Annotated in this window: 21 protein-coding genes; 8 read left to right on the forward strand and 13 right to left on the reverse strand. The window is 63.8% G+C overall.

The window, feature by feature from the left end:
- Window positions 1-1,422 (forward strand): CHAD domain-containing protein (locus G3N92_RS00255; RefSeq protein WP_206125435.1); only part of this gene is annotated, 1,422 nt, incomplete at its 5' end.
- A 57-nt stretch (window positions 1,423-1,479) separates the two neighbouring features.
- Here the strand turns inward: G3N92_RS00255 and G3N92_RS00260 are convergent.
- Entirely contained in the window at window positions 1,480-2,172 is a 693-nt protein-coding gene (locus tag G3N92_RS00260; protein WP_206125436.1) for a phosphatase PAP2 family protein, read from the reverse strand.
- Between the two features lie 227 nt (window positions 2,173-2,399).
- On the opposite strand from G3N92_RS00260, the gene G3N92_RS00265 reads away from it, so the two are divergent.
- Together G3N92_RS00265 and G3N92_RS00270 are read left to right on the forward strand one after the other, a co-directional pair.
- Window positions 2,400-3,494 carry a PHB depolymerase family esterase gene (locus tag G3N92_RS00265; RefSeq protein WP_206125437.1) on the forward strand — a complete coding sequence of 365 codons (1,095 nt, stop codon included), beginning with the start codon at window positions 2,400-2,402 and terminating at the stop codon, window positions 3,492-3,494.
- A gap of 96 nt (window positions 3,495-3,590) precedes the next feature.
- Window positions 3,591-3,767 (forward strand): DUF3563 family protein, encoded by a 177-nt coding sequence (locus tag G3N92_RS00270; RefSeq protein ID WP_206125438.1) that lies wholly within the window; start codon window positions 3,591-3,593, stop codon window positions 3,765-3,767.
- A 177-nt stretch (window positions 3,768-3,944) separates the two neighbouring features.
- Here G3N92_RS00270 and G3N92_RS00275 read toward each other — a convergent pair whose 3' ends face one another.
- The 3 genes from G3N92_RS00275 to G3N92_RS00285 all read right to left on the reverse strand — a co-directional run bounded on the left by G3N92_RS00275 (window position 3,945) and on the right by G3N92_RS00285 (window position 5,619).
- Window positions 3,945-4,364, reverse strand: coding sequence for an organic hydroperoxide resistance protein (locus G3N92_RS00275; protein ID WP_206125439.1), 420 nt, complete (start codon window positions 4,362-4,364; stop codon window positions 3,945-3,947).
- 115 nt (window positions 4,365-4,479) lie between these two features.
- Window positions 4,480-4,932, reverse strand: a complete 453-nt coding sequence (locus tag G3N92_RS00280) for a MarR family transcriptional regulator (RefSeq protein ID WP_206125440.1) — start codon at window positions 4,930-4,932, stop codon at window positions 4,480-4,482.
- A gap of 339 nt (window positions 4,933-5,271) precedes the next feature.
- Window positions 5,272-5,619 carry a winged helix-turn-helix domain-containing protein gene (locus G3N92_RS00285; RefSeq protein WP_206125441.1) on the reverse strand — a complete coding sequence of 116 codons (348 nt, stop codon included), beginning with the start codon at window positions 5,617-5,619 and terminating at the stop codon, window positions 5,272-5,274.
- Window positions 5,620-5,670: 51 nt separating this feature from the next.
- Here G3N92_RS00285 and G3N92_RS00290 point away from each other — a divergent pair, with 51 nt between their 5' ends.
- Together G3N92_RS00290 and G3N92_RS00295 are read left to right on the forward strand one after the other, a co-directional pair.
- The gene (locus tag G3N92_RS00290; protein ID WP_206125442.1) at window positions 5,671-6,225 is read left to right on the forward strand and encodes a hypothetical protein; all 555 of its coding nucleotides are present in this window, start codon (window positions 5,671-5,673) and stop codon (window positions 6,223-6,225) included.
- Window positions 6,226-6,670: 445 nt separating this feature from the next.
- A complete protein-coding gene (locus tag G3N92_RS00295) occupies window positions 6,671-6,919 on the forward strand; it encodes a hypothetical protein (protein ID WP_206125443.1) in 249 nt (82 codons plus the stop codon).
- Here G3N92_RS00295 and G3N92_RS00300 read toward each other — a convergent pair whose 3' ends face one another.
- The 7 genes from G3N92_RS00300 to G3N92_RS00330 all read right to left on the reverse strand — a co-directional run bounded on the left by G3N92_RS00300 (window position 6,920) and on the right by G3N92_RS00330 (window position 13,959).
- A complete protein-coding gene (locus tag G3N92_RS00300) occupies window positions 6,920-8,899 on the reverse strand; it encodes a cell surface protein (RefSeq protein ID WP_206125444.1) in 1,980 nt (659 codons plus the stop codon).
- 543 nt (window positions 8,900-9,442) lie between these two features.
- A complete protein-coding gene (locus G3N92_RS00305) occupies window positions 9,443-10,315 on the reverse strand; it encodes a hypothetical protein (protein WP_206125445.1) in 873 nt (290 codons plus the stop codon).
- A 381-nt stretch (window positions 10,316-10,696) separates the two neighbouring features.
- Window positions 10,697-11,032 (reverse strand): hypothetical protein, encoded by a 336-nt coding sequence (locus G3N92_RS00310; protein WP_339385824.1) that lies wholly within the window; start codon window positions 11,030-11,032, stop codon window positions 10,697-10,699.
- Window positions 11,029-11,424 (reverse strand): tlde1 domain-containing protein, encoded by a 396-nt coding sequence (locus G3N92_RS00315; protein ID WP_206125501.1) that lies wholly within the window; start codon window positions 11,422-11,424, stop codon window positions 11,029-11,031. The genes G3N92_RS00310 and G3N92_RS00315 overlap by 4 nt, the downstream gene beginning before the upstream one ends.
- A gap of 270 nt (window positions 11,425-11,694) precedes the next feature.
- Complete coding sequence (locus G3N92_RS00320) at window positions 11,695-12,483, reverse strand: BPSS1780 family membrane protein (RefSeq protein WP_206125446.1); 789 nt, start codon at window positions 12,481-12,483, stop codon at window positions 11,695-11,697.
- On the reverse strand, window positions 12,474-13,472 hold the full coding sequence (locus G3N92_RS00325; RefSeq protein WP_206125447.1) for a homoserine kinase: 999 nt from the start codon (window positions 13,470-13,472) through the stop codon (window positions 12,474-12,476). The genes G3N92_RS00320 and G3N92_RS00325 overlap by 10 nt, the downstream gene beginning before the upstream one ends.
- A gap of 91 nt (window positions 13,473-13,563) precedes the next feature.
- On the reverse strand, window positions 13,564-13,959 hold the full coding sequence (locus G3N92_RS00330) for a hypothetical protein (RefSeq protein ID WP_206125448.1): 396 nt from the start codon (window positions 13,957-13,959) through the stop codon (window positions 13,564-13,566).
- Window positions 13,960-14,119: 160 nt separating this feature from the next.
- Here G3N92_RS00330 and G3N92_RS00335 point away from each other — a divergent pair, with 160 nt between their 5' ends.
- Window positions 14,120-15,646, forward strand: a complete 1,527-nt coding sequence (locus G3N92_RS00335) for an AMP nucleosidase (protein WP_206125449.1) — start codon at window positions 14,120-14,122, stop codon at window positions 15,644-15,646.
- Window positions 15,647-15,760: 114 nt separating this feature from the next.
- On the opposite strand, the gene G3N92_RS00340 is transcribed toward G3N92_RS00335, so the two are convergent.
- Window positions 15,761-15,994: a hypothetical protein gene (locus G3N92_RS00340; protein ID WP_206125450.1), complete on the reverse strand. Its 234-nt coding sequence runs from the start codon at window positions 15,992-15,994 to the stop codon at window positions 15,761-15,763.
- A 568-nt stretch (window positions 15,995-16,562) separates the two neighbouring features.
- On the opposite strand from G3N92_RS00340, the gene G3N92_RS00345 reads away from it, so the two are divergent.
- Complete coding sequence (locus G3N92_RS00345; RefSeq protein ID WP_206125451.1) at window positions 16,563-18,713, forward strand: FUSC family protein; 2,151 nt, start codon at window positions 16,563-16,565, stop codon at window positions 18,711-18,713.
- A 124-nt stretch (window positions 18,714-18,837) separates the two neighbouring features.
- Here G3N92_RS00345 and G3N92_RS00350 read toward each other — a convergent pair whose 3' ends face one another.
- Window positions 18,838-19,605, reverse strand: a complete 768-nt coding sequence (locus G3N92_RS00350; protein WP_206125452.1) for a TIGR00730 family Rossman fold protein — start codon at window positions 19,603-19,605, stop codon at window positions 18,838-18,840.
- Window position 19,606: 1 nt separating this feature from the next.
- Here G3N92_RS00350 and polA point away from each other — a divergent pair, with 1 nt between their 5' ends.
- The gene (gene polA / locus G3N92_RS00355; RefSeq protein WP_206125453.1) at window positions 19,607-22,369 is read left to right on the forward strand and encodes a DNA polymerase I; all 2,763 of its coding nucleotides are present in this window, start codon (window positions 19,607-19,609) and stop codon (window positions 22,367-22,369) included.
- The last annotated feature ends 90 nt before the right edge of the window (window positions 22,370-22,459 follow it).

Here is a 22,459-nt window from a genome sequence, read left to right on the forward strand (position 1 = left end):
GCGCCGGGCGTGGCGATCCGCGAGCGGCTCGATGCGCCGGCCATCGCTGCTTCCGCAACTGACGGCGCAGCCGCCGATGGCGACGATGCCGTGACGGCCGCCGTGCGCCAGGCGCTCGACGCGGGCTCGGTGCCGCTGTTCGAAATCGAAGCGGGGCAGGCGGTTGCGACGCCCGTGCTCGACACACCGCCGCCCGACGCGGGCGAACCGTCCCCCGACGCGGCCCGCGCCGCCTTGCCGTTCGGCTTCGATTGCGAGCGCCGCCGCGGCCGCTGGCAGCGCGACGAGGGCGTGCCCGTCGATTTGACGCTCGACGATCTGAGCTGGACCACGTCCACCGGCACCGGCCGCACCTGCGAGCTGCGTCTCGCCGTGGCCGATCCGGGCGACGCCGAGGGACGCGCGCTGGCGCTGCACGCGTTGTTCGACGCCGCGCGCGAACTGAGCGGCGCCTGGCCCGCGTTCCTGAAGCCGGCCTCGCTGGTCGATCTGGCCTGCGCGGGTGTGCTGCCCGATGCGGACGCCGGGCCGGCGCGCGCCGCCCTCGCCGAATTGCAGGGCATCCGCTCGCAGCGCGCGGCGCTGTTCGTGCTCGGCGCGAACGTGGCCGCGCAATGGCTCGGCAACGATGCCGGCGTGCGCGACAGCAGCGATCCCGAATTCGTCCATCAGATGCGCGTGGCGCTGCGCCGGCTGCGCACGCTGATGCGCCTGTTCCGCGATTTCGCCGACGACGCCTATCGCGACGCGTTCGCCGCCGATCTGTCCTGGTTCGGCGCGCAACTCGGCGTGGTGCGCGACTGGGACGTGTGCGTCAGCGAAACACTGCCGAACCTGCGCGACGCCGATCCCGACTTGGCCGGCGAACCGGCCTGGGCCGAGACGCTCGACGCCGCCGCCCGCCAGCGCGACATCGCGCGCGGCGATCTGCGCCAGGCGGTGGCCTCGGCGCGCTATGCGCGGCTGGTGCTGGGTTGGGTGGAGTGGCTGTGTGTGCTGTCGCTGGGCAACGGGGAGGGCGAGTCGCGCGCCCAGCGGCGCTCGCTGAAGCGGCATGTCGCGAAGCGTGTCGACAAGCTGTTCGCGCGGCTCTACACGGTGCCGAAACTGACCACGCTCGATGTGGACGCGCGTCATCGCGTGCGCATCGACGCGAAACGGCTGCGCTACGCGCTCGAATTCTTTGCCTCGATCGCGGCGCGCAGCACGCGCGGCAAGCTGATCAAGACGCTCTCGCGCGTGCAGGGTACATTGGGCGACGCGAACGACGCCGAGGTGGCGTTGCGCCATCTCGAACGCCTCTCGGCGCCGCCCGAGCAGCTCGGTTTCGCGCGCGGCTACGGGGCCGCCGCGCAGCGCTATGCGGCCGCGGCCGCCGAGGCGGAACTGCGCGCGCTGCGGCGTCCCAGGATTCGAGGATGAGGTGAGCGGGGGCGGCGGCGTGTCGCCGCCGCGAAGGCTGCGCGGCCGCCGTGCGGCTCAGATGCGGCGCATCTGCGCCGGCTGGAACACGGCCGCGGCGGGGCGCGACGCCGGCCGGTAATTCGGATTGGCCTTCCAGCGCGCCCGCACGTAGGGGCGCTGGTGGCCCGACACCTTGAGCGCGAATTCGGTCACCCAGCGCTGCGACGGCACCGGCACGCCATGCAGCGCCACGGTCACCACCGCCAGGCTCGCGACCACGGCCGGCACCGACCAGCGGTGCGGCTGCGCGCGCCAGGCGATCGCCACGAACGACAGCGCCGTGAGCGCGCCGACCACGCAGCCGGTGATCGCCTCCGACGGCGAATGCGCGGACAACACCACGCGCGACAGCGACACCGCCACGCCGAGCGCGATCCCGAACGCCACGCCGGCCATGCGCAGCGCCGGGCGGGCGCGCGTCAGGGCGATCATCATCACGATCGGATAGACGGAAGTGGCGAGCATCGAATGGCCGCTGAATCCGGTGAAATCCCAGGCGCGGATGCCGATGCCGAAGCCGAGGAACGCCACCTTGGTCAGCGCGACCGCGGCGATGCCCGCGCCGAGCACGGCGAGCCAGGCGATCGCAAGGCGCGGCGAATAGCCGAGCGCGAGCCAGATCGCGAGCGTCGCGGCCAGCGGCAGCGTGATGCCCGCGCTACCGAAGTAGGTGATCCAGTTCCAGACTTGAAGGGGCAGGTCGACCATCGAAAACGGCGGCAGAGTGAAGCGGGGGGACGGATCCGGCCGGGTGTCGCCGGGTTGGGGCGAGGCCGCGCGGCGGACGGCGATCGTTCAGCAGTATAACGGGGCAATTTGCGCATCGGCACGATCCGGCCCCCGGTCAAACTGCGGAAACAATGTTATTGTGCAATGCACAAATCAACCCCGTGGCACCTATGTTGGCGCCCCGATTTCAACTGCGAGCCCGATCGATGACCAAAAGTCTGACGAAGCTTTGGCTGGGCGGTATGAAGAAGATGATGCGCACATCGGTGCCGCACGGCGTCGCCGGTACGCCGCTGTCCTCCTTTCCCGCCTTCCCCGCGCCGATGGCCGACGCGCCGCCGCCTGCCGCCACGCCGCGCGAATCGCGCGTGCGGCCGCGCGCGGCCGCCTGGGCCGGTGGCGAATGGACCCGCGGCGATCACCCGCTGCCGCTCGTGCTCGGGCGCTTCGTCACCCATCTCGGCTACGCGCTTTACGTGCCGGACGGCCTGCCGGAAGGCGCGCCGCTGGTGGTGATGCTGCACGGCTGCCAACAGGACGCCGACCAGTTCGCGCAAGGCACCCGCATGAACCTGCTGGCCGACCGCCACGGTTTCGCGGTGCTGTATCCCGAGCAGTCGATGCAGGCGCATTCGCACGGCTGCTGGCATTGGTACGACGACACCGAACGCGGCGGGCGCGGCGAGGCGCAGGCCGTCGTCGACCTGATCGATACGCTCGTCGAGGCGCGTCGCTTCGATGCATCGCGGGTCTACGCCGCCGGGCTGTCGGCCGGGGCTGGGCTGGCGACGCTGCTGGCGCTGCACTTCCCCGAACGCTTCGCGGCGATCGCGCTGCATTCGGGGCCGGCGTTCGGCGATGCGCACTCGGGCATCACCGCGATGGACGTGATGCGGCGCGGCGTGCACACCAATCCGGCCGAGATCGCCGACCGCTACGCGGCGCCCGGCAGCTATCCGGGCATGCCGGCGCTGATCGTGCACGGCGACGACGACCCGGTGGTGGCGCCGGTCAACGCGGATCAACTGGCGGTGGCGTTCCTGCGGCTCAACGGCCTGGCCGATGCGGCGGGCGTGCCGGAAGGCGTCGACTCGAGCGAGACCGACATCGGCGACGCGCGCCTGATCGATTATCGCCACGGCGGCGAGCCCGTCGTGCGCGTTTGCCACGTCGCGCAGCTCGGCCACGCCTGGGCCGGTGGCGACGAGGCCGTGCCCTACCATGCCGCCGGCGGCCCCGACGCGAGTGCGATGATCTGGGGCTTTTTCAGCGAGCAGTGTCGGCAGGGTGCGACAAGGTGAACCAGTATTTTTGAAACGCTTGGCGGGCCCTAGGGGTTTTCCCTATAATCCGGGTTAACACTTAAGCGATAACCCTTGGATTTGGAGAATACGACCATGTACCTGCTGAGCCGCCTGTTCCTGTTCCTGACGAAATCCTCCGAGCAGATCTCGAAAGAGCGCGCCGATGCGTATCTGGCCGACGCCACCGATCTGTACGATCTCGAATTCCGCATCCGCAAGCTCGACCAGGATGCCGCCCAACGCACGCCGGCCTGGATGGCCGCACGCTGAGGCGCTGCCTGAGTCGTCTCTCGTCGCCGCGCCTGCCGCGCGCAACGAAAAAGGCGTGACGGCCTGCCGGTCGCCACGCCTTGCTGTATCTGCTTCCTGCTGTCTTTCATCGTTTCCCGCGCCCGGATTGCCGGGCGCGCGGCCAATCATGCGATCGATGGCCCGTTTGCCTGAACGTCAGGCGATGACGATACGCACCGGCACGTTGTTGCGGGTTGCGTTCGAGTACGGGCAGACCTCATGCGCCTTGTCCACCAGCGCCTTCGCCGCTTCCGGCTCGAGGCCGGGCAACGACACGCGCAGTTCCACGTCGAGCGCGAAGCCGCCCTTGTCGTTCGGGCCGATGCCCACTTGCCCCGTCACCGTCGTGTCGGCCGGCAGCGCCTGCTTGGCCTGGCCGGCGACGAACTTCATCGCGCTCAGGAAACACGCCGAATAGCCCGCCGCGAACAGTTGCTCCGGGTTCGTGCCTTCCGCGCCCGTGCCGCCGAGCTCGCGCGGCGCGGCCAGCTTCACGTCCAGCTTGTTGTCTTCCGAAACTGCCCGGCCGTCGCGGCCGCCGGTGCTGGTCGCGCTCGTCTTGTAGAGAATGTTCATGATGACTCCTGTTCGTGTCGGTGAAGGGGAGAGAAGCAGGAGTAAATATATCGAACTAATGATTAGTGTGCAAATTAAATTTGCGGATGGCACCGGGCCGGAGCCGGCGGCGGGGTCACGCGTCGTTGTGATCGGCCAGCGCGTCGCGTAGTTGCCGGAGTTCTTCGCGGAGTTGAACGAGGAAGTCCGGCGTTTGCTGCATTGCGCAAAAAAGATCGGCCGGTACCGAGCGCGCCTGCTCGCGCAGCGCGCGTCCGGCGTCGGTCAGCTTGATATAGACCACGCGCTCGTCGGCGGTGCCGCGCGCGCGTTCGAGATAGCCGAGCGCCTCGAGCCGCTTCAGCAGCGGCGTGACCGTCGCCGAATCGAGATGCAGGCGCGCGGCGATGTCCTTGACGGCGATGTCATCGGTTTCCCACAGCACCAGCATCGTCAGGTATTGCGGATAGGTCAGCGACAGCCGTTCGAGCAACGGCTTGTACGCCTTGGTCATCGCCAGCGAGGTGGAATACAGCGCGAAGCAGAGTTGCTCGTCGAGCGTGGAAGGGAAGGCGGGGAGATCGGACATGATCGTCGGCCCGTCGATCGGGCACAAAAAATTTGCACGTGAACGATTGTGCGCCGATCGGCGCGGGTTGGCGAGCGGCGGCGGTGCCGGCGCGGCCCGGCAGGTTCCGCCGGCGCGTTTCGGTGGCGACCGCCTGGCGTGCGATGCACGGCTACACACTTTGGTCACACATCTGACAGTTGCGCCACGATCGGCGGCCGGCGATGCGTAGGATGGCAATTCGAGGCCGGCTGTGGAGCTCGCGCCTCGGTGAAAAGGTGGTTTGCCGATGGATGGCTCGCGCGATCCGTCGGCATTTTTTTGTGCGGAAGGCGGCCCGTTTTTGAGCCGAGGCGAAAATCAGTTAGGCTTTGCAGCCTTTGCGAAGGCCTCGGCGAGCTTGTCGAAGTGCTTGAGCGCCGCGGGAGTGAGCTCGATCTGCTTGCGCCGCGCGTCGTCGGTGTCGCCCAGCGTGACCCAGCCCTTTTCGCGCATCGACTTCAGACGCGCGTGCAACGTGGCCGGCGAGCCCAGTTCGCTGCGCGCCATCATTTCGCGCACCGACAGGCGTTCGTTGACCTGAGCCAGGCGCGCGATCAGTTCGAGGATCTTTTCTTCCAGCGGATCGAGTGCGGGCAGCGATGGCAGGCCGCGAAGGGCTTCCGCCAGTTGCAGGAATCGCAGATAAATATCGGCAGGGCGTGTCATGACGGACGAAATGCGCTCGCGTCGTGCTTCAAATCGAGGAATTGTACTGCAATGGGCAAGTGGGGTTGGCGGTTGGCGTCGGTTGTCGGCACGGTCGTGGTGTTTGTGTTGTCGCTCTGGATCAATGAGGTGGTGTTCACGCATTCCGAGTACGTGCGCGGCGTCAACTGGATCTACTTGCCGTCGGGCATCAGGTTGCTGGCAACCTTGCTGCTCGGGGCGGACGGGGCGATCGGCTTGCTGGCCGCCAGCTGGCTGGTGGATTTTCTGTACTTCTTTCCCAACGATCCGATCCGGTCGATTGCCGGCGGTATCCTCTCGACGGCCGCGCCCTACGCGGTCTACCGGATCGCGCGCGAGCGGTACGGCCTGAATGCGTCGCTGACCAATCTCACGCCTCGGCGATTGCTGGTGCTTGCGCTGGCCTTTTCCATCGCGAATCCCTTGCTGACGAACATCTGGCTGACGCTGAACGGCAACACGACGCATATCGTCGAGCGGTTCTTCGCCATGTTCGCCGGCGATCTGCTCGGCGCCGTGATCGTGCTGTATGCGGTGAAAGCGTTGCTGAGCTTGTTGCCGGCACCCAAGGCAGTTCGCAAATAGGCGCTTTCGGCGGATTGGAAAGCGCTCAGTGTTCGAGCAGCCGCCCGGACGGAGCATGCACCGATCGAAGCGGGTCGCTTGACCGTAAGGCGGCGGTTCGGCGAACGCGGGACGTGCGTCCAGCGCGGGCCAGCCGACAGCCCAAAAAGACGTTGTGACGCATCAACCACGATGACGGGGGCTGGCTGCCTGGCCGATGCCTCTCCGTCATGGCGTACGTTGGTGATGATCTCTCAGGTTCATCGCTATGGAAAATATAACGTTTCGGTCGAACGTTCTCGTTGTGCGGGCGGGCTTCGGCGGCCGGCTCATGCGCCAACGGCTCTCAGGTTCATCGCTATGGAATTTATATCGATTTGAGGGATTGTAACGGAATGTTGCGGATTCTGGTTGGTATGTGCGTGTTTCCAAGCGCAGCGGAGGGGGCGCATCCGCGGAAGCCGCGGTGAAAACGGCAGAACCGATGGTGCGGGCAGCCGAGGCAACTGCACCCGTGGTGACTGGATTTTTGGGGCACTTGCGTGCCGCGCTCAAGCGCGCGTTCGGAATAACTCATAAAGAACCCGCCTTGCGGCGGGTTCTTTGCATCGATTCCGGTGATCGACGGGGCAATGATGTTGCTGCTGCCTTTGCGCTCGACAATCGTTTTGAGCGAGGGCGTCAATCTGCCCCCCGCCTCTTCACCGATGGCTGATTACTGGCCGTACTGCCAAGTATTCATGTAGTAATCGCCACTGACTTGCTCGATCAGCGAGATCAAGCGGTGTACATCGGAGGAAAGCGCGGTTTCCGTATAGAGCTTGGTATTCGTTGCCGAATAACTCGTCCCATTTTTCGTGATGCTGGGCGCAGCGATGTTTACGTATCCTTCAACGACAGTAGCCTGCGACTGAGTTTTCTCACCCGTCAAAATCTGCTCGGGAACCAGCGGGTTAAGTGCCGATGCCGTCCAATTAAGCGACAGGCTCGTGACGCCGGCAACGCTGGCTGCCCCGCCGGACGTCAAAAAGCTGTTGATTGCATCGCTTCCCAATGTCTGCCACGGGACTTGCTGGCCGACTTGTGGCGCTTGAATGGACGCAATATTAATCACGGTTTGCGGCTTCCCAGCCTGAACGCCGGCGACGTCATACAGCGTCACGGTATAAGCGCCGAACTGTTGAATTGCGCTGGTGTCCATGGACTTCGAGGTGTAATCCGAACTGGCCGGCACCGTGACGCTGCCTTGGCTCGAAATCGGTGCCCATGCCCATTTATATTCCGAACTTGTCCCATCGGACATCGAGCAAGGCGTCGGAGGCGCGCCGCCGGGGCAATAGAACGGGGCCGTCGATGCCACGCTGGGAAACGTCAGGTATGGGCTGAAGTTGCCCGTGTGGCCACTACCGCTCCCCGTCAGGTACAGGCCGACTCCGCCGGAAGGCAATCCGGGGCCGGTTACGACCGCCGAACCCAATTGGGTATAAGACGTATTCGTGGCGCTGTCGGCCACGTTTTGCGTGACAGGAATCAGGATGCGCAGCCCGGATTCATATCGGCTATTCGCCGAATTCGCCGAGTCGACATACTGCAAGCGCCCCACGAATGACGCAATGTACAGATCGTACTGCTCCTGATTGCCGATGACCTGCCAGCCGCTGCTGGTTTGTTCGACGAAATCGGAGGCGAAGTTGGATTTGCCTGCCGCGTCAGTGAACAAGAAATACACGAGCGAAACGGGACCGGAGGTATTCGGAAGCGTGTTGGCAGGCAGTACGGCCAGCGTCTTGATGCCGGTGAGTTTGGAGCCTGCGGAGAAAAGCCCGCCGTGACGCGCTTTCATCGTCGAATAGCTGTCGTTGAGGTAGCCAGTTGCGATCGCCGTGGTGCAGGCGGTATCGGTCGTGATACTCGAGCCGCCTTGCACATCGCTGATGCACTGGCTCATCGCGGTTTGCAGGCTCGCGAGATAGTTTGCCGGCTGTGCCGGTGCCGCGAGTGCCGTGACCGTGGTCGTCGAGCTGTTCAGTTGAATCGCCGTGTTGGAATCGGCAAGGCTGGAGAGTTGGAAGCCCGTACCCTTTGCCGAAGGCGTGACCGAGATGGAGTCGATTACGGCATCGAGGCCGGTTTGATCCGCCGTGAACTGCGTGCTGATCGGATCGATGCTGGTCGAAACGCCATTGGCCTTGAAGATCGGAGCAAGCGCTTGACCGAGTGTTGTCTCGGCGGCATTGATGGCCGTACGCGTGATGGCCGATGGGTTGCCAATCAGATCGCCCGGGTTACCCGATTTCGTAAGGAGCGCACCGACGGCCGTCGTCAGCGGCGTGACATTGGCAATCAGCGGCGAATTGTTCGATACATTCGTATTCGCAACAACCGAAAACAGCGTGTTCGACGCACCGGATGAGTCGGCCGCTTCCAGCACGAATGGGGCAGTCAATCCCTGAATCCCCACGCTGTAATGGCCATTGGTATCGGTCGTTGTGTTGACCGTGTTGCCGTTGGCATCGATAACCGAAACGGTAGCACCGATCAGCGCCGTCCCGACTGCCACCGTACCGCTCATCGAGGTTGCGGCCGACAACTGGCTACCCGTGCCCGACGTAGTCGAGCCGTCATTGCCGCCACCGCCGCAAGCAGCCAACAGCGCGAGCAACGACGCGCCCAATGCAAATTGCGTAATTTTCATCTTGATAAGAGTATTAAGAGTGCCGCTCTGTTTTATTGAAACGAGCTGTGTTTTGTGTAGAGACTGCCGATCAATGTGTCGACGTAATGATGGTAGGTGCGGTTATCGCGTGCGGTCGGCGGCTCCTGCGCTCGGAAGTGTTTATGGTCTCTCAGGCTGACTGTTATGAAATTCATAGCAGTTTGATCGAATCAAAGAGACTCGACCATGAGTTGTTATCGACAGATGAATCGGGAACTTTATTGTCGAATTGTAACCGTCTGTTACGGTTGATGAGGGTGTTTTCTTTCGTTGTGTAAGGTAATTGTTGAGGTTCGAGTTGCGCGATAGCTCGTTGGTGACGCGAGTTTTACCCAGTCAGGCAGGGTGATGTATTTGGCTCATCCGGGACGACAAGGCATTCCCGGATGATGTAAATTTCTGGCCGATGATCCTCTTAGAAACCACGTGAACATCGACGCCGCCCATCGAAAACTATTCGGAAGATGCTTCGCTGCTGTAGCATTAATCTCCGAGATGAACCGGGTTTTTAACGCACCGTAATTATTCGAGGGGCTTCCTGCTAAGGATCTGTTGCGGGTCGGTAAACGATTCAATGCTTACCTTTCGAACCGTTCCAGTGACTTGAAGGTCAAGATTTTTCCTTTCTTTAGCTGCTGCAGAATTTGAGTCGAAATTTTGGAGGTCGTTGTTTTTTTTCTCGGATGAAAAGGGTTTGACTTTTTCTTCTAGGCTCGGGATGAAGTAGAATGCAGGGGCGAGAAAGAAGTCGATGATCCCAGTCTCAATAGACTTTCCCGCTTGAGAGGTGAGTGATTGTCTTTCAATAAATCGCATGAAGAGGAAATTCGCTGAAATTACTGCCAGGCATGCAATAAGCTGAATTGGGCGTGGGTGGCTCAGAAGAAATACAATGGCTGCTGTCAGGAACGAGATGCCTAAGTATCTTGGAATTTCGGAATTTATTTCGGTCACGGAATGCATGTGGCCACTATTGATTTTTGAGAATACTGTTCTGTACAAAGGGCCGAGAATATTTTTTTCCAGAATGTCGACTTGATATTCCCAGTTTCTCTGCCAAAATTTACTGCTTTTATTGATAAGAAACCAAGAAAAGCAGACCGTGCATCCGGCCATGGAGATGGCAGTGCAAATTACAATTTGTGCTTCTTGGGAAAATAGCCCATTCAAATCTACTTTTCCGCTTGCAATTAGTGTAATTGCAGTGGCGATTGCGGCCACAAAAAGCCAGAAGCTAGCTGATCGCTTCCAGTACAGCTCGATTTCGAATTTTCTAATGTCTAGTGCGACTTCGTAAGCTTTTGCAAGTCTGCTGTCTTTGTGGTACTTGCCGCTATCGTTGGATGGTTCTCCGAACTGAGATAGATATTCTGACGAGCGGTCTTGTTCTGCCATAATTTCCCCGAGGTGGCTATGATTTTTTGGATATAGTCAGATGTTGCGTGCTGCTTTTGAGAATGTCGATGAAAGATTTTGGAAATTATTGGGTTGGATAGATGTAATTTCGATCTGCTTTCGTCGTGTGTCGTCTGTATCGCCCAATGTGGTTCAGCTCTTTGCGCGCATCGACTTAAGGCGCACATGCAAGGGCGAGGGCGAGCCCAGTTCGCTGCGCTCCATCATCTCACGTATCGACATGCGCTCGTCGACCTGCGTCATCCGCGCCACCAACTCAAAGATTCTATCTTCCAGCGGATCGAGTACAGTTCACCAAGTAAGGCAAAGGGAAGGCGTCTGATTTATCCGGGAATGCCTCACATTCCCGGATGAGGTGAATTACTGACCGATGATTTTCTTCGAAACCACGTAGACATCAACGCCGCCCATCGAACATTCTTCGGAAGATGCTTCGCTGGAGGTGATGATTTCGACGGCGTTACCGTTGCGCTCTTGATACGTGATGTCGTAAACCTGCCGATAGAGATCCTTTCCGACCTTCTCGGAAGCGATCATTTTGGCTTTGGTTTTGGATTCGTCTACCTTGGTCGGATCAGTGATCCCCGCATTCTTCAAATGCACCAGGCCCATGTTGGTCGGCCAACTTGTGCACTTAGGTGGAGCAGCAAAGCTGGCAACCGGGATCAACGCCATGGCAAGCAGAAGTGTTTTCACGGCACCACCTGCAACGTGCGATCGCCGCTCGTCCAGATGCGATGGCGAGCTTGCTGATTCTGGATGATGCAGCCATTGGACGCTTGGCCGGGATGCTGCACGCTGTCGCCGTGAATCAGCAGGCCATTTCTGCCAAAGGTATCGGTACCTTGTTGGGGCGTCAGTCGCATCGTGTAGTTGCCCGCATGCGGGTGGTGGAAGGGCGCGCTGATCGTGTACGAGCCAACTTGAATCGGCCCGGTATTACGTACATTCTGCATCGTGTGATTATTCCTGCCGGCGCCAATGCCGGAATAACCGACTCCGACCTGAGTACCGTTGCGCGAAAGCTGGGCAGTGCTTTGGCTGTACGTCCAAGGCCTGTTTTCTCCCCAGTTTGTGAGTTTGGTCAGACGATATCACAGGTGAGTCGAGCGACGAACCGCCCATGCATTGACGATCCGCTCAAGGGTCGCAGACGCTTGAGCCCAGCCACCATGTCACTGGATTGCACCGCTGTGGCGCCGGAAATAATGGATTTTTATTTTTAAAGGGAATTGCACGCGATGCAATTCCCAGCTCCGGCGTAATTTTCGTGAAAATGGACGAAGGGATTCGACAGAAAACAGTGAGCAGCTTCGTTCGGACAGTTTTCCAAACTGCTGGAAAGTAAGAACCTTCTCTTACTTCCCCGGTTCCTGCACCCCGAAACACCCGCGATACGTCGCATAGAACGAGCAGTACAGCGCCGCGGTGATCACCACTGACGCTGGCATCATCAATGTCGTCGCATAGGCGCCGTCGACGCCGATCGCATGCAGTAGCGCAGCCAGCCCGACCGACACGCCGATCACGACCGTCAACCATAGCAGGCCATACAGCGTGAACGCCCAGCGGTTGCGCCAGCAACTCACAACGCTGAAGAACAGCGCCTTGACGGGCGGGATGTCGTGCCAAGCCGTCAGCACCGGCGCGAACCAGAACATCATCGAAACCGGCACGTAGAGCACGGCCGAGATCAGCATCGCGACCAGCGTATCGGTCGAGATGATGACGTTCGGGTCGATGGTCTCGGGGTTCAGGCCGAACATGATCCGCATCAGCGTGCCGCCGTCGCCGAAAGCGGAGCAGGCGAGCACTACCGCGAGCGACACGATGTAGATGCCGCCGAGCGTAAACAGGCGCTGCATCGTTACGTTGCCGTAGGAACGGAAGCCGTCGACCAGGATCGTCGGCATGACCGGCTTGCCGACCACGGCGTCGCGGCAAGCGGCCATGAAGCCGACCGAGATGCCCGGGACGAACAGCAGCGGCAGCGCCGCGCCGATCACGGGCACCACCGAGACGATCATCAGCGCCAACAGGTACGCGATGAACAGCGTGATGAACGCGAGCGGATTGCGCCGGAACAGCCAGATGCCCTGGCGAAACCAGACGTAGCCGGTCTTGGCGGGGACTTCGATCAGTTGCATGGGTCGTGTCGTTCGGTGAGCGGCAGCGCATGCGCGATGCGCTCGCGCAGGATGCGCTCGAAATGGCCCGGGTCGTGCGGCTTCAGCATTTCCGCAGCGCGGGGCAGGTGGAAATCATACAGGCGCGACACCCAGAACCGGTACGCGCCGGCGCGCAGCATGTCGGGCCAGTGGCGGCGTTCGGCATCGCTGAACGGGCGCACGGTCTGGTAGGCGCGCAGCAGCGCATCGGCGCGTTCGGCGTCGAGCGCGCCGGTGGCGAGGTCGGTGCACCAGTCGTTGACGGTCACGGCCACGTCGAACAGCCATTTGTCGCAGCCGGCGAAATAGAAATCGAAGAAGCCGCCGAGGCGCACCGTGTGGCCGGTGTCGGGCGAGGCGTGCGCGAACAGCACGTTGTCGCGGAACAGGTCGCAGTGGCACGGGCCTTCCGGCATGCCGGCGTAGTCGGCCGAGCCGAAGAACGCGGCCTGATGGGCCAGCTCGCGCTCGAGCAGCGCGCGTTGCTCGCCGTCGATGAAGGGCACGATGGCCGGCACGTTCTCCTGCCACCACGGCAGGCTGCGCAGGTTCGGCTGGTGGTTCGCGTAATCGCGCCCCGCGAGGTGCAGGCGGGCAAGCATCTGGCCCACTTCCACGCAATGCTCGACGCGCGGCGCCAGTTCGGCGGCGCCGTCGAGCCGGGTGACGATCGAGGCCGGCTTGCCGTGCAGTTCGCCGAACAGCGCGCCGTCGGTGCGCACCACCGGATCGGGCACCGGCACGCCGTGATGGGCCAGGTGACGCATCAGTTCGAGGTAGAACGGCAGTTGCCCGGCCGTCAGCTTCTCGAAAATGGTCAGGACGAATTCGCCGCGTGTCGTCGTCAGGAAGAAATTGCTGTTCTCGATGCCGGACGGAATGCCGCGAAACGCGACGACTTCGCCAAGATCGTAGTGGCGCATCCATTGCGCGAGATCGGAATCGGAGACTGCGGTGAAAACGGCCATGCGGGAAAGCGTCGAACGGGGTGGGCGGGCCGGCGCGAAGGCCGGCGGCTGCTGCGGGAGGGCGGCGGGGCCGCCCCGCCGGGGGGATGGATCAATAATGCAGGTTGATCGACGGCACGCGCGTGACGGGCACGTTGCCTTGATGCGGGCGCGGCGAGATGTCGGGGGTCGAGCTCATCTGGTAGCGGGTGCCGAAGTTCGAGCGCACGTCGATTTCGACGGGCTTGCCGCGATCGCGGTATTCGGTCACTTCGGTGCCGCTGACGCTCTTGTCGTGAAAGCTCGGCGTGCGCTTGATGTCGTCGAACTCGACTTTCGAGCTCACTTCCGCGCCGGGGCGGTTGATCTTGGTGAGGTCGGGCAGACCTGCGGCCTCGTCCTGCGCGGCGCGCGCTCGTGCCTCGTCGCTCGGCTGCGAACCCTCGGCGAACACGGGCCCGGCGAGGACGACCGTCGCAAGCGCGGCGGCGAAAAGGAGCGGCTTCATGGGATTCTCCAAATTAACCGCACGATTCTAGCAAAACCCGGGCCGGCCGATGCGGCGTTCTCTGCGGTGTGGCGGCGCAGCCTCGGCCGAATGGCCGAGCCGAAGCAACGCGGCGGCGCGCCCGTGATAATGTCGGACGCAACCCTAGAGGCAATCGACAATGAACAACGACATCCATCGCCAGCATCGTCCGCTCTCGCCCGAGTGCCCGCCCGTCGAAGCCTTCGACGACCCCGTCGCGGCGGTCGCGCGCCTGTCCTCGATCTACGAAACCCACACCGCGTTCCTGCGCGACGCGTTCGCGCGCTACCGCCGCAACGAGCCGATCGGCGGCCGCGTGCGCGCGTTCTATCCGTTCGTGCGGGTCAGCACCGACGTCAACACCAACATCGATTCGCGCCGCTCGTACGGCTTCGTGGCCGGCCCCGGCGTGTTCGAAACCAGCGTGACGCGGCCGGATCTGTTCGCGAGCTATTACCGCGAGCAACTGCGCCTGCTGTCGAAGAATCACAGCGTGGCGATCGAGGTGGGCGTGTCGGATCAGCCGATTCCGATTCACTTCGCGTTTTCGGAAGGCATCCACTTGGAAGGCGATCTCGATCGCGACCGGCTGCTCGCGATGCGCGACGTGTTCGACGTGCCGAACCTGGCGAATCTCGACGACCGGATCGCCAACGGCACCCATGAGGTGTCGCCCGACATGCCGCAGCCGCTCGCGCTGTTCACCGGCGCGCGCGTCGATTTCTCGCTGCACCGGCTGCGCCACTACACGGCCACGCTGCCGGCGCACTTCCAGAACTACGTGCTCTACACGAACTACCAGTTCTATATCGACGAATTCGTGAAGCTCGGCCGAACGCTGATGTCGGCCAGCGACGATCCGGCCGTGCGCGAATACCGCAGCCAGTACACGTCGTTCGTCGAGCCGGGCGACGTGGTGACCTACAACGCGAACCTCGGCAACGAGCCGACCGAAGGCGCGCCGCCGCCGCGCCTGCCGCAGATGCCGGCGTACCACCTGAAGCGCGCCGACGGCAGCGGCATCTCGATGGTCAATATCGGCGTCGGCCCGTCGAATGCGAAAACCATCACCGATCACATCGCCGTGCTGCGTCCGCACGCGTGGGTCATGCTTGGCCACTGCGCCGGGCTGCGCAACACGCAGCGCCTCGGCGACTACGTGCTGGCGCACGGCTACGTGCGCGAGGATCACGTGCTCGACGACGATCTGCCGCTGTGGGTGCCGATCCCGGCGCTGGCCGAGGTGCAGGTGGCGCTGGAGCGCGCCGTGGCGCAGGTCACGCAGCTCGACGGCAGCGACCTGAAGCGCGTGATGCGCACCGGCACGGTGGCCAGCGTCGACAACCGCAACTGGGAACTGCTCGATCACCGCGAGCCGGTCAAGCGCCTGTCGCAGAGCCGCGCGGTGGCGCTCGACATGGAAAGCGCGACGATCGCGGCGAACGGCTTCCGGTTCCGGGTGCCGTACGGCACGCTGCTCTGTGTATCGGACAAGCCGCTGCACGGCGAACTGAAGCTGCCCGGCATGGCCGACCAGTTCTACCGCGCGCAGGTCGATCAGCATCTGCAGATCGGCGTGCTGGCGATGGAGATCCTGCGCACCAACGGGCTGGCGAAGCTGCATAGCCGGAAGCTGCGCGGGTTTGCCGAAGTGGCGTTCCAGTAAACGCCGCCGGCGTCCGGCCTGTACCAAAACGAAACGGGCCGCCCGACATTGGTCGGGCGGCCCGTTTTGCTTACGGCGTCGGCAGGATCCGGAAATCCGCCGCGCCATCATGCCTTAACGGCACTCGTTGTGGCCCCAATGCCCCGGCGGGCAGTGCGGGCGGTCGTGGCGGTGGTGTTGCATCCACTCGTCGCGCTGCCAGTAACGGTGGCCGTCGTAGTAACGGTCGCCGTGCCAGCCGATGACGATGGCCGGGCCGCCGCCGTGGACGATGACCTGGGCGTTTGCGGCGCCCGACAGGGCAACACCAAAACCGGCGAGCAGCGTAGCGATCAGAAGGCGTTTCATGTGGTCTTCTCCTCGAGAGGGTGAATCGGGGTGTCCGTCGCGTTTCGCATCGAGGCCGGCGAACCGGGCTGTGCGATGCCGCGTCGGTCACGGCATGACTGCAGTCTGGCGATCCGGAAGATTAATTGGCGTATGGATTTGTAACCGCAGATTCGGCGGCAGGCAGCCCGGCGGCATATGGGGCAAGGCGTGGCGATCTGGCCCGAATCTCCTTTGGGATGGCGCGATCCGGGCTGCTTCGATGGCGGAAACGTCAGCGTGGCGTCGGCGGGCGCTGATACCGATCGTTACGAATCGCGGCAAGTGTTGCAGCGACCGGCTCACGAAAACGTCTCAGACCTCCGCTACGATGGGCGGCCTTCGGGGCGGCGAGCGGTGTCGACAACGCTGCTTGCGCGTCGATTTCGGCGCTCGGTGGCGGTTTTTCCCGCCATTCCCCCTTCAATCCGACACTTATTTATGTGATTCGAGGGTTTTCCCTTATCATCGTTTCGGCTGCTCGGACGTTGTTTAGTCATACGGCCCCGTGTTTTTCCCGGTTTCCATCCGCCTCATCATCGAATTCGCAATGCTTCGCCACCTTCACCATCGCCTCAGGCACGTCGTCGCGGCCCGCCTGAAAAATCTCAATGTGCTCGCGGGCTCGTGGTCCCGCCGGCGGCCGTTGTGGATGGTGTCGTTCGCGGTCAACGATGCGAGCCTGTCCGAAGGGCTGCGCGCGGCCTGCGCCTCCACGGCGATGCTGGTGATCGGCAACCTGCTGCACGAACCCGATTTCGCCTGGGCCGCGATCGGCGCGTTCTGGACTTGCCTGGCCGATGCGGCCGGCTCGAACCGCACGCGTTTCGCGTCGATGGCGAGCTTCGCGGTGCTGTCGGCCGTGTGCGGCGGGGCGACGGCGTTTGCCTCGGGCGCCGGCACGCTGGTTGCGCTGCTCGCGGTGCTGGCGTTCACCTCGCTCGGCGCGCTCGGCCGCATCTGGGGTGCGGCCACGGCGCAGGTCACGATCCTCGCCGCCACGGCCTGCGTGGTGATGGCCGATCGCCCGATGCACGACTGGCGGGCGGGCCTCGTGTTCCTCGGCGTGTATTTCGGCGGCTGCGTGTTCGCGATCGTGCTGAGCCTGACCGTCTGGCGCATTCATCCGTTCGCGCAGGGGCGCGCGGCCGTGCGCGGCGTGTATGTGCGGCTCGCCGACATCGCGCACGACGCGTCGCGCTTGCTGTCGGACCCGGCGCAAACCCAGCGCGCCTGGGAAATGCACGCCTCCAAATACCGCTCCGACGCGCGCGCCGCGCTCGAAGCCTCGCGCCGCACGCTGGCGCGCATGCCGGTGGCCAAGACCGATCGCCGCGAGTCGTACGCGAACCTGCTGATCGCCGTGGCCGAGGGCGAGCGCTGGTTCGCGCATCTGATCGCGGTGGCGGGCGTGTGCCAGCGCGGCCGCCAGACCTTGCGCGATCCGGCGCGTGCGGCGCGCGTGCTGGCGGGCATTGCCGAGCTGCTGCGCCGTGTCGGCGATGCGGTCGACGCGGCGCCGTGGGAGCGCCCCGATGTGCTGCAACGCCGGCTGCGCCGCTTCGCGCGCGGTCTCGACGCGGCGCTTGGCGAATCGATGACGATGGCCCTGCAGCTCGAACCCGATCCGTCCGAAGTGACGCAGGCGCCGCGCCGGCAGCAAAGCTGGCCGCGTGCGTTGCGTTCGGTGCTGGCGCGCGCCTGGGTGACGTTGCGCGCGAACCTGTCGTGGAAATCGATCGGGCTGCGTCATGCGGCGCGCGTCGCGGTGGCCACCACGCTCGGCTTTCTGGTGGTGCGGCTGCTCGGCGTGCCGTTCGGCTATTGGACGACGATGGCGACGCTGCTGATCCTGCAGCCGTCGATCGCGGGCAGTTGGCCGCGCAGCGTGGAGCGCGCGGCGGGCAGCATCGTCGGCGGCCTGCTGGCGGCCGCGATCGGGCTGGCCGTGCATTCGCCGATCGGCATTTCGCTCGCCGTGTTCCCGCTGGTCTGCGCGACGATGGCGCTGCGCCCGGTCAGCTACAGCCTGTTCGTGCTGTTCCTGACGCCGACCTTCGTGCTGGTGGCCGACTTCGCCACGCCGGCCGCGAACGAGTTGGCCTACGCGCTGACGCGGCTCGGCAACAACGTGCTCGGCTGCGTGATCGCGCTTGCCGCCACGTTCCTGCTGTGGCCCACGCGCGAGCAGATCGACATTCGCGGCCAACTGGCGTCGGCGATCTCGGCGAATCTGCGTTACCTGGTGGATGCGATCGAAGCGCCGGGCCGTGCGAACCGCGAGGCGGAACGGCTGCGCCGCGAGGCCGGGCTGGCCAGCAACAACGCCGAGGAGGCGTTCAACCGCATCCGCCTCGAACGGCTCGACGACACGCGTTTCGACACGGCCGCCTCGACCGTGCTCGGCCTGCTGCGCCGGATGGCGGGCACGGCCGCGCATCTGCGGCTCAGCGTGCACGGCCCGCGCATGGAAGTGGATCTGGTGGAGTGGGTGGCGTCGGCCAGCGACGACATCGATGCGATGCTCGCGACCGGCCGCATGCCGGCGCGCCATCCGTTGCCGCCGCGCGAGAAGCTCGCGCAACTCGAAATGGATGCGGTCGGCCAGATCGCGCTGCTGCAACGCCTGATCGGCGATCTGCAGGGCGACGACGGCCCGCTCGCACGCCGCAACGTTGCCGCGGTGCGCCGCGCGAGCTGAGCGGCGGGCTCGCGAAAGTGCGCTCGCCATAACGCAAGCACTGCGAACTATTGCGCCTCGAACGAAACGGGCGACGCTTTCGGCGTCGCCCGTTTTTCATTGCCGCGCTTGAACGCGAGCGGGCTTACAGATAGAACATGCGGTCGTCGTCGCGACGATTGTCGTGTTCGGGCTGGGCCGCTTCCTGCGCTTCGCCTTCCTCGCCGGTATCTTCGTAGAACGCGAGCACGGCTTCGAGCACCTGATCGGGATCGTCGATCACCTGCATCAGATCCATGTCGTCCGGATTGATCAGGCCCATCGGAATCAGCTGATCGCGGAACCACTGCAAGAGCCCTTGCCAGAACTCGCTGCCGACCAGAATGATCGGCACGAGGCGCGACTTCTTGGTTTGAATCAGCGTGAGCACTTCGGACAGTTCGTCGAGCGTGCCGAAGCCGCCCGGCATCACCACCACCGCGTCGGAATTCTTCACGAACGTGACCTTGCGCGTGAAGAAATGGCGGAAGCGCAGCGAGATGTCCTGGTAGTTGTTGCCCGATTGTTCGTGCGGCAATTCGATGTTCAGGCCGACCGACGGGGCCTTGCCCGCATGCGCGCCCTTGTTGGCCGCTTCCATGATGCCGGGGCCGCCGCCGGAGATCACGGCGAAGCCCGCATCGGACAGCTTGCGCGCGATTTGCGCGGTCAACTGATAGTGCGGCGACTCGGGTTTCAGACGCGCGGAACCATAGATGCTGACGGCAGGGCGGATCTCCGAGAGGTACTCGGTCGCCTCGATAAACTCTGCCATAATCGTGAACATCTGCCACGAAGCGCGGGCTTTCTTTGCTGTCGCGCGTTCTTGATCTGCCAGCGAACGCAAGCTCGGAATCACTTTTCTCTTATTCATAATGCCTGAAGAACAGAACCTGGAAGGTAAGACCCTGCTGTTGGTTGATGGTTCGAGCTATCTCTATCGGGCTTACCACGCTATGCCCGATTTGCGCGGGCCGGACGGTCAACCGACCGGTGCGCTTTACGGCATCATCAACATGCTGCGCCGCATGCGCAAGGAAGTTACAGCGGAGTATAGCGCGTGCGTGTTCGATGCGAAGGGCAAAACCTTCCGCGACGATCTCTATACCGAATACAAGGCGAATCGCCCGTCGATGCCCGCCGATCTCGCGCTGCAGATCGAGCCGATTCACGAGGCCGTGCGCGCCCTTGGCTGGCCGTTGCTGATGATCGAAGGCGTCGAGGCCGACGACGTGATCGGCACGCTGGCGCACGCCGCCGAAGCGCGCGGCATGAAGGTCGTGATCTCCACCGGCGACAAGGATCTCGCGCAGCTCGTGACGAGCCATGTCTCGCTCGTCAACACCATGACCAACGAAGTGCTCGATCGCGATGGCGTGATCGGCAAGTTCGGCGTGCCGCCGGAGCGCATCGTCGATTACCTGTCGCTGATCGGCGATACGGTGGACAACGTGCCGGGCGTCGAGAAGTGCGGCCCGAAAACGGCCGTGAAATGGCTGACGCAATACGAAACGCTCGACGGCATCGTCGAGCACGCGGCCGAGATCAAGGGCGTGGTAGGCGACAACCTGCGCCGCGCGCTCGATTTCCTGCCGCTCGCGCGCAAGCTCGTGACGGTCGAAACCGCGTGCGAGCTGAAGCCGCAAGTCGAGACGATCGAAGCCTCGCTCGCCACCGGCGCCGAAGCGCGCGACGCGCTGCTGCCGATCTTCGAGGCGAACGGCTTCAAGACCTGGCGGCGCGAGCTCGAAGCCGCGCCTGCCGCGGGCAGCGCGAACGGCGACGAGCCGGCCGACGGCAGCGCCGAACCGGCGCCGGTCGCCGCCGTGGTCGAACGTCACTACGAAACCGTGCAGACCTGGCCGCAGTTCGACGCGTGGCTCGCGAAAATCGACGCCGCCGAGCTGACCTCGTTCGATACCGAAACCACCTCGCTCGATCCGATGGTCGCGCAGATCGTCGGCATGTCGCTGTCGACCGAGCCGGGCAGCGCCGTCTATATTCCGGTCGCGCATCGCGGCCCGGACGTGCCCGAGCAACTGCCGCGCGACGAAGTGCTGGCGAAGCTCAAGCCGTGGCTCGAAAGCGCGGCGCGCAAGAAGGTCGGCCAGCATCTGAAATACGACGCACAGGTGCTGGCGAACTACGACATCGCGCTGAACGGCATCGAGCACGACACGCTGCTCGAATCCTATGTGCTCGAATCGCATCGCACGCACGACATGGACAGCCTCGCGCTGCGCCATCTCGGCGTGAAGACGATCAAGTACGAAGAAGTGGCGGGCAAGGGCGCGCAGCAGATCGGCTTCGACGAAGTGGCGCTCGACACCGCCGCGGCCTATGCGGCCGAGGATGCCGACATCACGCTGCAACTGCATCGCGCGATGTATCCGCAAGTTGCGCGCGACGCGGGGCTCAAGCGCGTCTACGCCGAGATCGAGCTGCCGGTGGCGATGGTGCTGCGCAAGATGGAGCGCACCGGCGTGCTGATCGACAGCGAGCGTCTCGCCAAGCAGAGCAGCGAGATCGCGACGCGCCTGATCCAGCTCGAGGGCGAGGCCTACGAACTGGCCGGCGGCGAATTCAACCTCGGTTCGCCCAAGCAGATCGGCCAGATCTTCTTCGAGAAGCTCGGCTTGCCGGTGGTCAAGAAAACGCCGAGCGGTGCGCCGTCCACCGACGAAGAAGTGCTGCAGAAGCTCGCCGAGGATTACCCGCTGCCGAAGCTGCTGCTCGAACATCGCGGCCTGTCGAAGCTGAAGTCCACCTACACGGACAAGCTGCCGCGCATGATCAACGCGAGCACGGGGCGCGTGCACACCAACTACGCGCAGGCCGTGGCCGTCACGGGCCGCCTCGCGTCGAACGATCCGAACCTGCAGAACATTCCGGTGCGCACGGCCGAGGGCCGGCGCATTCGCGAGGCGTTCATTGCGTCGCCCGGCTGCAAGATCGTGTCCGCCGATTATTCGCAGATCGAACTGCGCATCATGGCGCACATCTCGGAGGACGAATCGCTGCTGCGCGCGTTCTCGCAGGGCGAGGACATCCACCGCGCGACGGCCGCCGAGGTGTTCGGCGTGACGCCGCTCGAAGTCAGCAACGATCAGCGCCGCATCGCCAAGGTCATCAACTTCGGCCTGATCTACGGCATGAGCGCATTCGGCCTGGCCGCGAACCTCGGCATCACGCGCGATGCGGCCAAGCTCTACATCGACCGCTATTTCGCGCGCTATCCGGGCGTGGCGAACTACATGGACACCACGCGCGCGCTGGCCAAGGAGAACGGCTACGTCGAAACCGTGTTCGGCCGCCGGCTCTGGCTGCCGGAGATCAACGGCGGCAACGGCCCGCGCCGTCAGGCCGCCGAACGCGCGGCCATCAATGCGCCGATGCAGGGCACCGCGGCCGATCTGATCAAGCTGTCGATGATCGCCGTCGACGGCTGGCTCGATCGCGACGGCCTGCGCTCGCGCATGATCATGCAGGTGCACGACGAACTGGTGCTCGAAGTGCCCGAAGAGGAGCTGGCGACGGTGCGCAAGAAGCTGCCCGAGATGATGGCCGGCGTGGCCAAGCTGAAGGTGCCGCTGGTGGCCGAAGTGGGCGCCGGCAGCAACTGGGAGGAAGCGCACTGATTCGATGCGCGGCGCGTTCCCCGCGCCGCGCATCGACCTTGGCGGCTCGTGCGCAGCCGCCCGCGATATCGGGCATGATGCGAAAGCATG

Source organism: Burkholderia sp. Ac-20379, from assembly GCF_017104645.1.
Taxonomy (GTDB): domain Bacteria; phylum Pseudomonadota; class Gammaproteobacteria; order Burkholderiales; family Burkholderiaceae; genus Burkholderia.

Excerpts from the sequence above, each read along its gene's own strand:
- G3N92_RS00260 (WP_206125436.1), bottom strand. The coding sequence starts at position 2,172 with ATGGTCGACCTGCCCCTTCAAGTCTGGAACTGGATCACCTACTTCGGT.
- G3N92_RS00265 (WP_206125437.1), top strand. The coding sequence starts at position 2,400 with ATGACCAAAAGTCTGACGAAGCTTTGGCTGGGCGGTATGAAGAAGATG.
- G3N92_RS00270 (WP_206125438.1), top strand. The coding sequence starts at position 3,591 with ATGTACCTGCTGAGCCGCCTGTTCCTGTTCCTGACGAAATCCTCCGAG.
- G3N92_RS00275 (WP_206125439.1), bottom strand. The coding sequence starts at position 4,364 with ATGAACATTCTCTACAAGACGAGCGCGACCAGCACCGGCGGCCGCGAC.
- G3N92_RS00280 (WP_206125440.1), bottom strand. The coding sequence starts at position 4,932 with ATGTCCGATCTCCCCGCCTTCCCTTCCACGCTCGACGAGCAACTCTGC.
- G3N92_RS00285 (WP_206125441.1), bottom strand. The coding sequence starts at position 5,619 with ATGACACGCCCTGCCGATATTTATCTGCGATTCCTGCAACTGGCGGAA.
- G3N92_RS00290 (WP_206125442.1), top strand. The coding sequence starts at position 5,671 with ATGGGCAAGTGGGGTTGGCGGTTGGCGTCGGTTGTCGGCACGGTCGTG.
- G3N92_RS00300 (WP_206125444.1), bottom strand. The coding sequence starts at position 8,899 with ATGAAAATTACGCAATTTGCATTGGGCGCGTCGTTGCTCGCGCTGTTG.
- G3N92_RS00305 (WP_206125445.1), bottom strand. The coding sequence starts at position 10,315 with ATGGCAGAACAAGACCGCTCGTCAGAATATCTATCTCAGTTCGGAGAA.
- G3N92_RS00320 (WP_206125446.1), bottom strand. The coding sequence starts at position 12,483 with ATGCAACTGATCGAAGTCCCCGCCAAGACCGGCTACGTCTGGTTTCGC.
- G3N92_RS00325 (WP_206125447.1), bottom strand. The coding sequence starts at position 13,472 with ATGGCCGTTTTCACCGCAGTCTCCGATTCCGATCTCGCGCAATGGATG.
- G3N92_RS00330 (WP_206125448.1), bottom strand. The coding sequence starts at position 13,959 with ATGAAGCCGCTCCTTTTCGCCGCCGCGCTTGCGACGGTCGTCCTCGCC.
- G3N92_RS00335 (WP_206125449.1), top strand. The coding sequence starts at position 14,120 with ATGAACAACGACATCCATCGCCAGCATCGTCCGCTCTCGCCCGAGTGC.
- G3N92_RS00340 (WP_206125450.1), bottom strand. The coding sequence starts at position 15,994 with ATGAAACGCCTTCTGATCGCTACGCTGCTCGCCGGTTTTGGTGTTGCC.
- G3N92_RS00345 (WP_206125451.1), top strand. The coding sequence starts at position 16,563 with ATGCTTCGCCACCTTCACCATCGCCTCAGGCACGTCGTCGCGGCCCGC.
- G3N92_RS00350 (WP_206125452.1), bottom strand. The coding sequence starts at position 19,605 with ATGAATAAGAGAAAAGTGATTCCGAGCTTGCGTTCGCTGGCAGATCAA.
- polA (WP_206125453.1), top strand. The coding sequence starts at position 19,607 with ATGCCTGAAGAACAGAACCTGGAAGGTAAGACCCTGCTGTTGGTTGAT.